12 protein-coding genes are annotated in these 14,355 nt (G+C 61.4%); 4 read left to right on the plus strand and 8 right to left on the minus strand.

The annotated features are described in order from the left end of the window. Window positions 1-37: 37 nt before the first annotated feature. The 5 genes from KVQ82_RS30425 to KVQ82_RS30445 all read right to left on the minus strand — a co-directional run bounded on the left by KVQ82_RS30425 (window position 38) and on the right by KVQ82_RS30445 (window position 6,348). A complete protein-coding gene (locus tag KVQ82_RS30425; RefSeq protein ID WP_222017477.1) occupies window positions 38-1,432 on the minus strand; it encodes a pitrilysin family protein in 1,395 nt (464 codons plus the stop codon). Between the two features lie 163 nt (window positions 1,433-1,595). Then, a complete protein-coding gene (locus KVQ82_RS30430) occupies window positions 1,596-3,254 on the minus strand; it encodes a Na/Pi cotransporter family protein (RefSeq protein ID WP_108181252.1) in 1,659 nt (552 codons plus the stop codon). A 377-nt stretch (window positions 3,255-3,631) separates the two neighbouring features. Further along, a complete protein-coding gene (locus tag KVQ82_RS30435; protein ID WP_041073648.1) occupies window positions 3,632-4,399 on the minus strand; it encodes a TerC family protein in 768 nt (255 codons plus the stop codon). A 70-nt stretch (window positions 4,400-4,469) separates the two neighbouring features. Then, window positions 4,470-5,777 (minus strand): CitMHS family transporter, encoded by a 1,308-nt coding sequence (locus tag KVQ82_RS30440; protein WP_041073646.1) that lies wholly within the window; start codon window positions 5,775-5,777, stop codon window positions 4,470-4,472. A 226-nt stretch (window positions 5,778-6,003) separates the two neighbouring features. Then, window positions 6,004-6,348, minus strand: a complete 345-nt coding sequence (locus KVQ82_RS30445) for a DOPA 4,5-dioxygenase family protein (protein ID WP_041073644.1) — start codon at window positions 6,346-6,348, stop codon at window positions 6,004-6,006. 83 nt (window positions 6,349-6,431) lie between these two features. Here KVQ82_RS30445 and KVQ82_RS30450 point away from each other — a divergent pair, with 83 nt between their 5' ends. After that, a complete protein-coding gene (locus tag KVQ82_RS30450) occupies window positions 6,432-7,097 on the plus strand; it encodes an NAD(P)-dependent oxidoreductase (RefSeq protein ID WP_222017478.1) in 666 nt (221 codons plus the stop codon). Between the two features lie 61 nt (window positions 7,098-7,158). Here the strand turns inward: KVQ82_RS30450 and KVQ82_RS30455 are convergent, their stop codons facing one another. Then, window positions 7,159-8,109 (minus strand): LysR family transcriptional regulator, encoded by a 951-nt coding sequence (locus KVQ82_RS30455; protein WP_222017479.1) that lies wholly within the window; start codon window positions 8,107-8,109, stop codon window positions 7,159-7,161. A gap of 114 nt (window positions 8,110-8,223) precedes the next feature. Here KVQ82_RS30455 and betC point away from each other — a divergent pair, with 114 nt between their 5' ends. The 3 genes from betC to KVQ82_RS30470 all read left to right on the plus strand — a co-directional run bounded on the left by betC (window position 8,224) and on the right by KVQ82_RS30470 (window position 12,454). Continuing rightward, window positions 8,224-9,738, plus strand: a complete 1,515-nt coding sequence (gene betC / locus KVQ82_RS30460) for a choline-sulfatase (protein ID WP_222017480.1) — start codon at window positions 8,224-8,226, stop codon at window positions 9,736-9,738. A gap of 15 nt (window positions 9,739-9,753) precedes the next feature. Beyond that, window positions 9,754-10,674 (plus strand): choline ABC transporter substrate-binding protein, encoded by a 921-nt coding sequence (choX, locus tag KVQ82_RS30465; protein ID WP_222017481.1) that lies wholly within the window; start codon window positions 9,754-9,756, stop codon window positions 10,672-10,674. Between the two features lie 211 nt (window positions 10,675-10,885). Beyond that, entirely contained in the window at window positions 10,886-12,454 is a 1,569-nt protein-coding gene (locus tag KVQ82_RS30470; RefSeq protein WP_121182898.1) for a SulP family inorganic anion transporter, read from the plus strand. 125 nt (window positions 12,455-12,579) lie between these two features. Here KVQ82_RS30470 and aroE read toward each other — a convergent pair whose 3' ends face one another. After that, on the minus strand, window positions 12,580-13,401 hold the full coding sequence (aroE, locus tag KVQ82_RS30475; RefSeq protein ID WP_222017482.1) for a shikimate dehydrogenase: 822 nt from the start codon (window positions 13,399-13,401) through the stop codon (window positions 12,580-12,582). Window positions 13,402-13,410: 9 nt separating this feature from the next. Next, the gene (hemF, locus tag KVQ82_RS30480; RefSeq protein ID WP_041073630.1) at window positions 13,411-14,325 is read right to left on the minus strand and encodes an oxygen-dependent coproporphyrinogen oxidase; all 915 of its coding nucleotides are present in this window, start codon (window positions 14,323-14,325) and stop codon (window positions 13,411-13,413) included. Window positions 14,326-14,355 lie beyond the last annotated feature (30 nt).

Here is a 14,355-nt window from a genome sequence, read left to right on the forward strand (position 1 = left end):
GCCCAGCGGGAGCAAGCTCCCTCGCCACAGGATTTCCTCATCCTTCGGCTTTGTGTTTTTCCCGGCGATGCAAGCGCCAGCCTATCAGCACCAGCAACGCCACGCCCAGACCACCGGCAATCAGCCACAACACCTCATCATCACTGAGCAACGGCTTCTCGATCCGCAGATACCCCGGTTGCAACAGCAACTCGCGCATGGCCTTGTTCGCCGTTTCCAGGGTCACGCCTTGCAACTCGCGGGCAGGGTTGGCAAAGCGTCCGTCCTCGTAATCGCCGAGCGCACTCCAGTAGTAGTCCGCCATGGCGCTGTTGCCCTGTACCGCCCAGGCCTGATGGGCGATGGCGGCCTGTTTGATCCGGGCGAAGGTGTCGGGGTCGAGGCCGTTTTTCAGCAGGTCGGCCTTGAGGTCTTCCAGCACCTGTTTGGCCTCGACAAGATCATCGCGATCAACATCGGCATTGAGGCTCATGAAACCGACCCCGCCGAACACTTCACGCTCGGCCCACGGCCCGTAGGACAAGCCGTGATTCAGGCGAATCTGCCGGTACAGTGCCCAGTCGAGGTAGTCCTTGAGGATGTCGAAGGTCTCGTCGTACTGATCGTCGAGCATCGGCTCCGGCACCAGCCAGTGCAATTTGGCGCTGTCGCCGATGAAGCCGCGGGTGAGGGTGCGTTCATGGGCGGCGCTGGTGCGGATGTCCGGCAGCTCACGGTGCTCGGCCGGATCCACCGCTTCGAGCGCGCCCCAAGTGCGTTCCAGATAGGCCGGCAGCAGTTTGTCGAGTTCACCGACGACGATCAGCGTCATGTTGTTCGGCGCGTACCAGGTCTTGCGCACCTTCTCCAGTTGCTGCTGGGTCAGGTGCCCGACCTCGGCGCGTTGCGGGCATTTCAGGCCCAGCTCCACCGCCAGCTGATTGCTGGCGGTGTGGCCCAGGTCCTGGCGGTCGAGAAAACGTTGCAGACGCGTGTAATGGCCGCCGTCCTCGCGCTCGACTACGCGCTTGGCGGCGTTGATCGCATTGTCGTCAATGCGGGTCTGGGTCAGCAGACCGAGCAGCAGGTCGAGCACTTTGCGCTGATTCTTCGCCGGGGCTTCGATGACGAACGTGGTGTCGGCGTTGCTGGTGAACGCGTTCCACTCACCGCCCAACGCCTGCATGCGCTCCTCAAGGCCACCTTCGCCAGTGGCGTCGACGCCGCTGAACAACAGGTGCTCGAGCAGGTGCGGCAGCTCTTTTTCATCGCAATCGAAATCGTCGAGGCCGACGCCGACCACCAGACGAATCGCCACATGCCCGCGTTCAGTGCCGGGTTTGAGCAACAGCTGCAAACCGTTGGGCAGCGCGTAGCCTTCGACCTGAAAGCGATCAACGGCGAAGGCGGGCAGGGAACCGAGCAACAGACAGGCGAACAACAGGCAACGCATAACAGGCTTCCGTACGGCTGATTTGGAGATCCGTGTCGCTATTCAGGCCGCTTTCGCGAGCAGGCTCGCTCCCACCTTGAAATGCATTCCCTGTGGGAGCGAGCCTGCTCGCGAATATCTTGCAGCTGAATCAATGTTACTGACTGACCCCAGCCCCAGACGTTCAAGGCGAATGCGTAATGTCGGCAATATCATCCGCTTCCAGCGCTCCGGTATCTGCCGTTTCCAGCACCACGTAAGCACTGCTGCAAAACAGCGAATTCAAGCGCTTCATATCGGCAATCAGCTCCAGGTGCAGCGAACTGGTTTCCAGACTCTGCACGATCTTACGTTGCAAACGGCTGACATGGGCATGGGCCAGACGCCGTTCCTGTGCGCGAAAGCGACGTTTCTCGCGCAACAGCTGACGGGCGCTTTCCTTGTCACCGCTGAGGAACACCGACAGGCCCAGGCGCAGGTTGGCGATCAGTTGCTGATGCAACCCGGCCAAATCCTCCAGGCCTTCTTCGGAAAACGACCGACGCTGGGAAGTCTTCTGCTGCTGCACTTTGCGCAGCATGCGTTCGATCAGGTCGCTGGCCAGCTTCAGGTTGATCGCCAGTTCGATGGTCTCCGCCCAGCGCCGACTGTCCTGCTCGCCGAGATCTTCGCGGGGCATTTGCGCCAGGTACAGCTTGATCGCGCTGTACAGCGCTTCGACGTCATCGGTCAGACGACGCATCTCCTGAGTTACGGCGGTCTGCTTGCCACGCAACACATCGAGCATCGCGTCGAGCATGTTGTCGATCAGATCGCCCATGCGCAGGGTCTCGCGGGCCGCGTTGGCCAGCGCCAGGCTCGGTGTCGACAGTGCCGTCAAATCAAGGTGACGCGGCTTGGCGGTGCCGTTGACTTCCGGGCGCTCCGGCAGCAACCAGGCGCACAGCCGCGCCATCGGCGCGACGCTGGGCAGCAGGATCAGGCAGCGCGCGGTGTTGTAGAGCAGGTGGAACCCGATGACCATTTCCTGCGGGCTGAAGTCGAGCCCGTCCATCCAGTGCACCAGCGGATCAAGCACCGGAATGATCAGCAACAGCCCGATCAGTTTGTACAGCAGGCTGCCCAGCGCCACTTGCCGCCCGGCCGCGTTCTGCATGCTGGTGCTCATGAACGCCAGCACGCCGCTGCCGATGTTGGCGCCGATCACCAGACCGATCGCCACCGGCAGGCTGATCACGCTGGCGCCGGCCAGCGTCGCGGTCAGCAACACAGCGGCGAGGCTGGAATAGGAAATCATCGCGAACAACGCACCGACCAGGGCGTCGAGGAGGATGTCGCCGGTCAGCGACGCAAAGATCACCTTCACGCCTTGGGCGTGGGTAATCGGTGCAGCGGCTTCGACGATCAGTTGCAAGGCGAGAATGATCAGGCCCAGACCGATACTGACCCGGCCCATCTGCCCGAGGCGCGTCTGTTTGCGCGACAGAAAGAAAATCACCCCGAGGAAAATCAGCAGCGGCGACAGCCACGACAGGTCAAAGGTCAGCACCCGCGCCATCAGCGCCGTACCGACGTCGGCGCCAAGCATGGTCGCCAGCGCCGGGGTCAGCGCCATCAGGCCCTGACCGACGAAGGAAGTGACGAGCATGGCCGTGGCGTTGCTGCTCTGCACCATCGCGGTCACGACGATGCCGGCGACGAACGCGAGCCAGCGTTTGGACATGTTCTGGCCGATCACATGGCGCAGATTGGTACCGTACACCCGCAGGATGCCGGTTCGGACGATATGCGTACCCCAGATCAGCAGGGCCACGGCAGACAGCAAATTGAGCAGGGTGAGCATGCAGACCCCCTGTAGTAGCAGCGCCCCAAAGGGGCAAGTTGACGGTACCGCGCGGTTTCTACGTTTTTGATACTTAAGCTGTAGTTGGCTAACGGACTGGGCGCCAGCATTGCACAGCTAAAGTGCGGATTGAAACAAAAGCGTCATGAAAACAGCTTTATCCACACCCCGCGCAATCACCCCAAATCCCTGTGGGAGCTGGCTCGCCAGCGATGACGGCAGCACTGGCGACATTGATGTTGCCTGACACGCCACTATCGCTGGCAAGCCAGCTCCCACAGGGTTTGTGTACGAGCTCAAAATCCGCTGGAAAAAAAACCTGTGGGCGTCTGGCAAGCCAGCTCCCACAGGTTTTGTATTGCTATCGGACTACCGGGTTACTGCCCCGGCACGTCCTTGCGCAGCTTCACCGGGTCCTGCTGTTTTTTCTTTTTGGCGATCGCGGTGCGCATCTTGATGTTGATCGCTTCCACCGCCAGTGAGAACGCCATGGCGAAGTAGACGTAGCCTTTCGGTACATGCACATCGAACGCTTCGGCGATCAGTACGGTACCGACCACCAGCAGGAACGACAGCGCCAGCATCTTCAGCGACGGGTGCTTGTCGATGAACTCGCTGATCTTGCCCGAGGCCGCCATCATCACCAGCACCGCGACGACGATTGCCGCGACCATCACCGGCACATGGGAGACCATGCCGACGGCGGTGATCACCGAATCCAGCGAGAACACGATGTCGATGATCGCGATCTGGATGATGGTGTAGAGGAAGTTGCCGCCCTTGCCCGAAGGCTCGTCGCCGCTTTCGTCTTCGCCTTCGAGTGCGTGGTACATCTCTTGCGAGCTCTTCCACAGCAGGAACAGGCCACCGAAGAACAGGATCAGGTCGCGCCCGGAAATGCCCTGGCCGAACACCACGAACAGGTCGGCGGTGAGGCGCATGACCCAGGTGATCGACAGCAGCAACAGGATCCGCGTGATCATCGCCAGACCCAGGCCGAAGATCCGCGTGCGCTGCTGCATGTGCTTGGGCATACGGCTGACCAGGATCGAAATCATGATGATGTTATCGATGCCCAGAACGATTTCCAGGGCGGTCAGGGTAAAGAAGGCAACCCAGATTTCGGGGTTGGTCAGCCAATCCATGTGTATTCCTTTGAGCGAGTGTTAAACCAGGACGCCAGCAAGCAGCTGGCGTCATGGTGAGTGAATGCCGTTACATCGTGCTGAACAGCGGGAAAGTCCCCAGCAGCAAGGCGGCCACCAGTATGCACAGGCAGACCAGCACTGCCCACTTCAGAGTGAAACGCTGGTGGTCACCGAACTCGATACCGGCCAGCGCCACCAGCAGGTACGTCGACGGCACCAGCGGGCTGAGCAAGTGGACGGGCTGACCGACGATCGAGGCACGGGCCATTTCCACCGCGGTGATGCCGTAATGGCTGGCCGCTTCGGAGAGCACTGGCAACACACCGTAGTAGAACGCGTCGTTCGACATGAAGAAGGTGAACGGCATGCTCACCAGCGCCGTGATCACGGCCAGGTACGGCCCGAGGAAGTCCGGAATCACTGCCAGCAGACTTTTCGACATGGCGTCGACCATGCCGGTTCCGGACAGGATACCGGTGAAGATACCCGCCGCGAAAATCAGACTGACCACCGACAGCACGCTGCCGGCGTGGGCCGCCACGCGGTCCTTCTGCATTTGCAGGCACGGGTAGTTGACGATCATCGCGATGCTGAACGCCACCATGAACAGCACCGGCAGCGGCAGCAGGCCGGCGATCAGGGTGCACATCAGCGCCAGGGTCAACAGGCCGTTGAACCAGATCAGCTTCGGACGACGGGCATCGGGGAACTGCGAGACGCTGATTTCACTGTGATCGATCTCGTCGCCGATCAGGTGCAGCTCGCCCAGACGCGCACGCTCACGTTTGCCGTAGAAGTAGGCAATGATCAGGATCGCCACCACACCGGCAGCCATCGCCGGGATCATCGGCACGAAGATGTCCGACGGGTCGACATGCAGCGCACTGGCGGCACGGGCGGTCGGGCCGCCCCACGGAGTCATGTTCATCACGCCACCGGCGAGGATGATCAGACCGGCCATGATCCGCGGGCTCATGCCGATGCGGCTGTACAGCGGCAGCATGGCGGCCACGCAGATCATGTAAGTGGTCGCGCCGTCACCATCAAGGGAAACGACGAGCGCCAGCACGGCGGTACCGACCGAAACTTTCAGCGGGTCGCCCTTGACCAGTTTGAGGATCTTGCGCACGGCCGGGTCGAACAGGCCGGAGTCGATCATCAGGGCGAAATACAGAATGGCGAACATCAGCATCACGCCGGTCGGCGCAAGCTTGGTAATACCTTCGAGCATCATCGGGCCGATCTTCGGCGCGAAACCACCGAACAGGGCGAACAGGATCGGGATGATGATCAGGGCGATCAGCGCAGACAGGCGCTTGGTCATGATCAGGAACATGAACGTGATGACCATGGCGAAGCCAAGGAAAGTCAGCATGGGATTACTCCAGGCGTAGCGCGGCTAATTGAGTGAGCGGATCGGAGGGATCAGCGCAGAACGGGAAGCACGAGACGTACGGGCGGAGTTTCAGCGAGAAGGCGGGCTACAGAGGACATCAGAATCACCATTGTTGTTGTTAATTGGGCCTGACGTGCGAGCGATCACACGCGTTGGCCAACCGGTCTGTTGCCGGTAGTGGCGGCGATCCTAATCGGGCAACCTTTCAGCTACCTTTCGTTGACCGGAAAACAGACAGGTCCAGCGGCCGCATCGCGCCCATCCAGATTGCGTGCTCGGTGTGATCGAGCAAATCGTCGCCGGTGTCGGGGTGAAGGAACACCACCAGGCCCTTGCGATTGAGCGCCAGCCACGGCAATACCTCGCCGATCATCTGCGGGCCGAAGGCCAGCTGGCAGCTCCAGTCAGGGTGCGGGCCGACCGGGCGTTCATGGACGCGGCCCATCTTCAATGGAAACAACTGCGCGGCTTGCTCACACAACGCGCGTGCCTGATCGATGGTATCGGCATCGAAATAGACGTGGGCGTGGTAGCCCTTGATCGCTGGCATCTGAAGCCCTCGCAAATCGGTTCGAACCCTGGGCGGTGCCCATATGTCACACGCCATACAAGGGATTATAAAAAGGATCAGCCATGAAAAATGCCGAAACCCCGACGGTGAAAGTGGTGCTCTATGGTGCCATGGCCAGCCTGGGCGGTGCGTTGATGGCTGAGTTGCTGCGACGCCAGCACGAAGTCATCACGATTCTCGACGATTTGAACGTACTCGCGCCACGTCCCGGCCTGCGCACCAAAAGCGGCGATTTGTTCGATGCCGAGCGGGTCAAGCAAAGCGTGGCGGGCAGCTCGGCAGTGATCTGTCTGCTTGATGCACCGGGCTTGCCGTTCAGCAGCGACCATGTGGAACGGTCGGTGGTGCTTGGGCCGGTGGAACAAGTGCTGGCGGTCGATGCGCTGGTCGACGGCCTGCAGGCAGCCAATGTTTCACGGCTGTTTCTGGTGGGAAATTTTGCCGTGCTCGACGAGCCGGAACTGGACGACGGCCTGCAACGCCACGCCGCCGAAGAAATCCGCGAAGCCCTGCAAAGCAGTCCATTGCAGTGGACACTGGTTAACGCGCCTCACGGCGTGGCGGGGCTGACCATCGAGCATTTCAGCCAGGTCGGCGGCAATCTTGAGCCGGGGCTGGCGGAGCCGCTGGAACGGCTGAACCGGGTCGCGGTGGGGATTGCCGATGAGCTGCGGCTGAACCTGCATGTGGGGCAGCATGTGAATTTTGTCGCGACCTCAGGTACCTGAAAAGATCGCAGCCTGCGGCAGCTCCTGCAGGGAATGGCCGCAGGCTGCGATCTTTTTCTATTCACACCGCAATCGAAGGTAACCCCAATCCAGTCAGAGATTCGGCGCTACTGGCCTGTTCGGCCATCAACCAGTCGACAAACTGCTGAATCAACGCGCCCCGGCGTTTGCGCTGCGGCAGCACCACGTAATAACCCAGGCGCGACAACGTGGTCTCGGCGATCGGCCGACACAGCAAGCCCTGGGTCAGCAAGTTATCCACAAGGTGGCGCCAGCCGATGGCCACGCCTTGGCCGCCAATCGCCGCCTGAATCAACAGCGTGTAGTTGTCGAAGCGCAATTGCCCCGGCGCCGGCGGGGTAGTGATGCCCAGTTCGCGAAACAGCCCGCTCCAGTCAAACCAGTTGCTGCTGTTTTCCCCCCGTAGATGCAGCAGCGGGAACTCCAGCAACGTCTGGGCGGGCAAGGGCAGGGCGCGCTCCTTGAGCAGTTGCGGGCTGCACACCGGAAACACTTCCTCGCTGAACAGCCAATGGCTTTCGCCCTGTTTAAAGCGCCCGTCACCAAACAGGATCGCGACATCGATGTCGGTGCGCAGCATGTTGTGGTTGCGCTCGCTGGTGACCAGGCTGACATCGACGTTCGGGTTGGCTTCGTGGAAGCGGTGCAGACGTGGCATCAGCCAGTAGGCGGCGAAAGCGAAATCGGTGGCGACCTGCAATACCTCGTGTTGTTGCTGCGTACTGATCGCACTCAATCCTGCGTCGATATTCTGCAAACCGAGCTGAACCTGCTCGAACAGAATCGCGCCGCCCTCGGTCAGTTCGATGCCACGATAGATCCGGTCAAACAGTCGTGCTCCCAGCTGTTCTTCCAGACGCTTGATCTGCTGGCTGATCGCTGGCTGCGTGGTGCCCAGCTCAACCGCCGCCGCAGTAAAACTGCGGTGACGGGCCGCCGCTTCGAAAGCGCGCAACAGGTCGAGGGACAGATTGCCGAGGGCGTCATACATAAGCTGTGCTTATCCTAGTCATTGTCCGGCGCGGGCTTTACCCGACAGAGCATGGACTCCATGCTCGATCGCAGCAATGTCGCATAACTATTCACTATGGAATGCCGCGATCACATGAAGCGCAAGAACATTCTTTTCATCATGGCCGATCAAATGGCCGCGCCAATGTTGCCGATCTACGGCCCGTCGCCGATCAAACTGCCGAATCTTTCGCGCCTTGCCGCTCAGGGCGTGGTGTTCGATGCTGCTTACTGCAACAGCCCGCTGTGTGCGCCGTCGCGATTCACCCTGGTCAGCGGCCAACTGCCGAGCAAGATCGGCGCCTATGACAACGCCGCTGATTTCCCTGCCGATATTCCGACCTACGCCCACTACCTGCGCCGCCTCGGCTACCGCACCGCGCTGTCAGGCAAGATGCATTTCTGCGGCCCGGACCAATTGCACGGCTACGAAGAGCGTCTGACCAGCGACATCTACCCGGCCGACTACGGCTGGGCGGTGAACTGGGACGAACCGGACGTGCGCCCGAGCTGGTATCACAATATGTCGTCGGTGTTGCAGGCCGGGCCGTGCGTGCGCACCAATCAGCTCGACTTCGACGAAGAGGTGGTGTTCAAGGCCCAGCAATACCTGTTCGACCACATTCGCGAGGACGGCGACCAACCGTTCTGCCTGACCGTTTCGATGACGCACCCACATGACCCGTACACCATCCCCAAGGCGTTCTGGGATTTGTACGACGATGCGGATATCCCGCTTCCGACGACACCGGATCCACATTCCCTCGATCCACACTCGCAACGCCTGCTCAAGGTCTATGACCTGTGGGACAAGCCACTGCCTGTGGATAAAATCCGCGACGCACGGCGAGCATACTTCGGTGCTTGCAGCTATATCGATGCCAACGTCGGCAAACTCCTGCAAACCCTCGAAGATTGTGGGCTGATGGAAGACACCGTCATCGTCTTCTCCGGCGACCATGGCGACATGCTGGGAGAGAAGGGCCTCTGGTACAAAATGCATTGGTTCGAGATGGCCGCTCGCGTGCCCCTGTTGATAAGTGCACCCGGTCAGTTCAAACCGGGCCGTGTCAGCTCTGCCGTCTCCACTGCCGACCTGTTACCGACCTTCGTCGAACTGGCCGGCGGCAGCCTGGAACCGAATCTGCCGCTGGACGGCCGCTCCCTGGTGCCGCATCTGCAAGGGCAGGGCGGGCATGACGAAGTGTTCGGCGAATACATGGCCGAAGGCACGGTCAGCCCGCTGATGATGATCCGCCGTGGCGCGTACAAATTTATCTACAGTGAAAGCGACCCGTGCCTACTCTTCGATGTGCACAACGACCCGCGTGAACTCGAAGAACTCAGCCAGTCGCCGCAACATCGCCAACTGTTCGACGATTTTCTCGCCGAAGCGCGGGCCAAATGGGACATGCCGGCCATTCACCGCGAGGTCCTCGCCAGCCAGCGCCGTCGTCGTTTTGTCGCCGATGCCCTGACCATCGGCAAGCTGAAGAGCTGGGATCACCAGCCGCTGGTGGACGCCAGTCAGCAGTACATGCGCAACCACATCGACCTCGACGATCTGGAACGCAAGGCCCGTTATCCACAACCCTGCCAAAACCAATAATGTAAGGGGAAGTCCATGCGCAAGTTATCCACAGCACTGACGATAGGCCTGCTGGCTCTGGGCAGCGCCTCGGCATTTGCCGAGCAAAGCTGCGACACCGTGAAAATGGCCGACCCGGGTTGGAGTGACATCGCCGCGACCAACGCCATCACAGGGTTTCTGCTGGACGGCATGGGCTACAAGGCCAAGGTCGACACCCTCGCGGTGCCGATAACCTTCGGCGGTTTGAAGGACGGCCAGGTGGATGTCTTTCTCGGTAACTGGATGCCGGCGCAGCAGGGCTTCTACGACAAGTTCGTCGCCACCGGCGACGTCACGCAACTGGCGAAGAACCTCGACGGCACCGAGTTCACCCTGGCCGTCCCGGATTATGTGTGGGACGCCGGTGTGCATGACTTTGCCGACCTGAACAAATACGCCGACAAATTCGACAAGAAAATCTACGGCATCGGCTCCGGTGCACCCGCGAACATTTCGCTGCAGGAAATCATCAAGAAGAACGACTTCGACCTCGGCCAGTGGAAGCTGATCGAGTCCAGCGAACAAGCGATGCTCGCCGAAGTCTCGCGGGCCGTGAAGAAGCAGAAATTCGTCACCTTCCTCGGCTGGACCCCGCACCCGATGAACGTGCAGTTGAAGATGCATTACCTCAAGGGCGGCGAGAAGTATTTCGGCGACACCGGCAGCGTCTACACCCTGACGCGCAAGGGCTACGCCGAGGCTTGCCCGAACGTGGGCAAGTTGCTGACCAACCTGTCCTTCACTCAGGACATGGAGAACAGCATCATGGCCGAGGTGGTGAACAAGAAAGTCAGCAATGCCGAAGCGGTAAAGGCATGGATCAAGGCCAATCCGGCGGTGCTGGACAAGTGGCTGGAGGGGGTGAAGACCGTGGATGGCAAGGATGCTTTGCCAGCGGTCAAAGCCAAGCTCTGACGCTTTCTACTTGACGACAACTTACTCGTGGTGAGGGGATTTATCCCCGATCGGCTGCGCAGCAGTCGCAAAGTCTATGCACTCGGTATACCTGACTCACCGAGACCGTCGGTTTTGGGGCCGCTTCGCAGCCCATCGGGGATAAATCCCCTCGCCACAGTGATTGGCGCGTCCTGATAACCTTGCCTAAACCCACACGCCGCGAGGACCCATGGCCCTGCCCAGTCGCCACTCACTCTTTCCCTTCCTGACCTGGCTGCCCCGGCAAACCCGCGCCAGCGTCGGCCGGGATCTGGTCGTTGGCCTCAGCGGTGCCATTCTCGCGCTACCGCAGTCAATTGCCTACGCGCTGATCGCCGGCCTGCCCCCGGAATACGGCCTCTATGCGGCGATCATCCCGGTGCTGATCGCCTGTCTGTGGGGTTCGTCGTGGCATCTGATTTGCGGCCCAACCGCAGCGATCTCGATTGTGCTTTACGCCAGCGTCAGTCCCTTGGCCGTGCCCGCGTCGCAGGACTACATCACGCTGATTCTGCTGCTGACCTTCCTTGCGGGAATTTTTCAGTGGCTGCTGGGGTTGCTGCGCTTCGGCGCTTTGGTGAATTTTGTCTCGCATTCAGTGGTGCTCGGTTTCACCCTCGGCGCGGCAGTCGTGATTGCCATCGGCCAGTTACCCAATCTGCTGGGGCTGGATCTGCCGGCCAAAGCCACGGCGCTGGCCAGTCTGATGGATTTGTTGAACCACCTCAGGGCTGTGGATAAACCCTCTTTGCTGCTCGGCCTGGCCACCGTGGTGGTTGGCGTGGTGCTGAAACAACTGCTGCCGCGCTGGCCGACGTTGTTGATTACGTTGGTGTTGGCCAGCCTGCTGGTGTGGCTGTGGCCATCAATGTTCGGCCATGTACATCGGGTCAGCGCCTTTGTCGGGCGCTTGCCGCCGTTCAGTGGCTTGCCACTGGATCTGGATCTGATCCTGCGCTTGCTGCCGAGCGCGGTGGCGGTGGGTATGCTCGGGCTGGTCACCAGCCTGTCGATTGCCCGTTCGATTGCCGCGCGTTCGCAGCAGTTGCTCGATGCCAATCAGGAAGTCCGCGCGCAAGGTTTATCGAACATTGTCGGGGCGTTCTTTTCCGGATCGTTGTCGGCCGGCTCGTTCACCCGCTCGGGCCTGAGTTACGAAGCGGGTGCCTGCTCGCCGCTGGCAGGGGTGTTTTCGGCGATCTGGGTCGCGCTGTTCGCGATTTTCGGCGCCGGGCTGATTTCGCACATTCCCATTCCGGCCATGGCCGGGAGCATTCTGCTGATCGCCTGGGGACTGGTGGATCATCGCGGGATCCGCTCACTGCTGCGGGTCAGCCGCGCCGAGTTCGTGGTCATGGCGCTGACCTGCCTCGCCACGCTGCTGCTGGAATTGCAGACGGCAATCTACGCCGGGGTGCTGGCGTCGCTGTTCTTCTACCTCAAACGCACTTCACAACCGCGGGTGCAGCATTGGCGCGAGGGCGAGGAGGACGTGCTGCGGGTCGGTGGCTCGATCTTTTTCGGCGCCAGCCATTACCTGCAAGTGCGCCTGCAACGGCTGCACGGCACGCGGGTGGTGATCGAAGCGCAGCAGATCAACTTCATCGATTACTCGGGAGTGGAAATGCTGCATCAGGAGGCGCGGCGCCTGCTGCGTCAGGATCGCAGCCTGACCCTGCGCCGGGCGCGGCCGCAGGTGGTGGAGGAGTTACGAAAGCTGGAAGGGCCGGAGAAATGCCCGATCCGGTTTGAGGACTGACCTGCTGGCCATACCAGACCTCTGTGGCGAGGGAGCTTGCTCCCGCTGGCTGCGCAGCTGCCCAAACCCGATGGCGGGCGCTTCGCACCTGAGCGGGAGCAAGCTCCCTCGCCACAAAGGCTCTGTTACTGCGCCAGTTGGCGACGCAGTTCGGCGAGCACCGGCGCCGTATCCGGACGCACACCGCGCCACAGGAAAAACGCCTCGGCTGCCTGCTCGGCCAGCATCCCCAGACCATCCATCGACACTGCCGCGCCATGCTCGCTGGCCCAACGGCAGAACGCAGTCGGCTCTTTGCCGTACATCATGTCGTAGCACAGGGTCTGGCCTGGCTCGATCAAGCTTGCTGCAATCGGCGGCACGTCGCCGGAGAGGCTGGCGGAGGTGGCGTTGATGATCACGTCCACCGGCTCCTGCAACCAGTCGAAACCACTGGCCGATACCGGCCCCAGATCACAGAACAACTCCGCCAGCAGCTCGGCTTTGTCCACCGTACGATTGGCGATGATCACCGACGCCGGTTTTTCCGCCAGCAACGGCTCCAGCGCGCCACGCACCGCGCCGCCAGCGCCGAGCAGCAGAATGCGCTTGCCGGTCAGGCTGAACCCGGCATTCACCGTCAGGTCACGGACCAGTCCGGCGCCGTCGGTGTTGTCGCCCAGCAGCGAACCGTCGGCCAGTTTGCTCAAGGTGTTCACCGCACCAGCGCGTTGTGCACGGGCGGTCAGGCTGTTCGCCAGACGATAGGCCTCTTCCTTGAACGGCACGGTGACGTTGGCGCCACGACCTTCCTGGAAGAACGCCGTGACGCAGGCACTGAAGTCGTCCAGCGGCGCCAGCAGGGTGTTGTAGTCCAGGCGCTGCCCGGTCTGTTCGGCGAACAGTTTGTGAATCATCGGCGACTTGCTGTGGCCGATCGGGTTACCGAAAACGACGTAACGATCCATCAACAGTCCTCAGGCCTGGGCCAGCCAGTCGCGGTCTTGCAGGAAGTAGTCGGTCAGGCGCGCTTCCTCGCTGCCGGGCTCGGCCTTGAAGTCATAGGCCCAGCGCACTTGCGGCGGCAGCGACATGAGAATCGACTCGGTACGCCCGCCCGATTGCAGGCCGAACAGCGTGCCACGGTCGTACACCAGGTTGAACTCGACGTAACGGCCACGGCGGAATTCCTGGAATTCACGCTGCTTGGCGCTGAACGCCTCGTGCTTGCGGCGCTGCACGATTGGCAGGTAAGCGTCGATGTAGGCGTCACCGATGGCGCGCATGAAGGCGAAACTGGTGTCGAAGTCCCACTCGTTCAGGTCATCGAAAAACAGGCCGCCGATGCCCCGCGGTTCGTGGCGATGCTTGATGTGGAAGTAGGTGTCGCACCAGGCCTTGTAACGCGGGTAGACGTCCGCCCCGAACGGCGCGCAGGCCTGCTCGGCGACGCGGTGCCAGTGGATGCAGTCTTCTTCATTGCCGTAATACGGAGTCAGGTCGAAGCCGCCGCCGAACCACCAGACCGGCTCTTCACCTTCCTTCTCGGCGATGAAAAAGCGCACGTTGGCGTGGGACGTCGGCACATGCGGGTTGTGCGGGTGAATCACCAGCGACACGCCGAGGGCTTCGAAACCGCGACCGGCCAGTTCCGGACGATGGGCGCTGGCCGACGGCGGCAGACCGCTGCCGAACACGTGGGAAAAGTTGACGCCACCCTTTTCGATCACCGCACCGTTCTCGATCACGCGGGTACGACCGCCACCACCGGCAGGCCGGCTCCAGGCGTCTTCGACGAAGCGCGTGCCGCCGTCCTCGGTTTCCAGCGCGGCGCAGATGCGGTCTTGCAGGTCGAGCAGATAGGCCTTTACGGCGTCGGTGCGGGTCGTCATGGCTTCACCTTGAATCGGGCATAACTACGC

This window comes from Pseudomonas sp. AO-1, from assembly GCF_019775695.1.
Classification (GTDB): Bacteria; Pseudomonadota; Gammaproteobacteria; order Pseudomonadales; family Pseudomonadaceae; genus Aquipseudomonas; species Aquipseudomonas parakoreensis.

Excerpts from the sequence above, each read along its gene's own strand:
- hemF (WP_041073630.1), bottom strand. The coding sequence starts at position 14,325 with ATGACGACCCGCACCGACGCCGTAAAGGCCTATCTGCTCGACCTGCAA.
- KVQ82_RS30440 (WP_041073646.1), bottom strand. The coding sequence starts at position 5,777 with ATGCTGACTTTCCTTGGCTTCGCCATGGTCATCACGTTCATGTTCCTG.
- aroE (WP_222017482.1), bottom strand. The coding sequence starts at position 13,401 with ATGGATCGTTACGTCGTTTTCGGTAACCCGATCGGCCACAGCAAGTCG.
- KVQ82_RS30470 (WP_121182898.1), top strand. The coding sequence starts at position 10,886 with ATGGCCCTGCCCAGTCGCCACTCACTCTTTCCCTTCCTGACCTGGCTG.
- KVQ82_RS30445 (WP_041073644.1), bottom strand. The coding sequence starts at position 6,348 with ATGCCAGCGATCAAGGGCTACCACGCCCACGTCTATTTCGATGCCGAT.
- KVQ82_RS30450 (WP_222017478.1), top strand. The coding sequence starts at position 6,432 with ATGAAAAATGCCGAAACCCCGACGGTGAAAGTGGTGCTCTATGGTGCC.
- KVQ82_RS30430 (WP_108181252.1), bottom strand. The coding sequence starts at position 3,254 with ATGCTCACCCTGCTCAATTTGCTGTCTGCCGTGGCCCTGCTGATCTGG.
- KVQ82_RS30455 (WP_222017479.1), bottom strand. The coding sequence starts at position 8,109 with ATGTATGACGCCCTCGGCAATCTGTCCCTCGACCTGTTGCGCGCTTTC.
- KVQ82_RS30435 (WP_041073648.1), bottom strand. The coding sequence starts at position 4,399 with ATGGATTGGCTGACCAACCCCGAAATCTGGGTTGCCTTCTTTACCCTG.
- choX (WP_222017481.1), top strand. The coding sequence starts at position 9,754 with ATGCGCAAGTTATCCACAGCACTGACGATAGGCCTGCTGGCTCTGGGC.
- KVQ82_RS30425 (WP_222017477.1), bottom strand. The coding sequence starts at position 1,432 with ATGCGTTGCCTGTTGTTCGCCTGTCTGTTGCTCGGTTCCCTGCCCGCC.
- betC (WP_222017480.1), top strand. The coding sequence starts at position 8,224 with ATGAAGCGCAAGAACATTCTTTTCATCATGGCCGATCAAATGGCCGCG.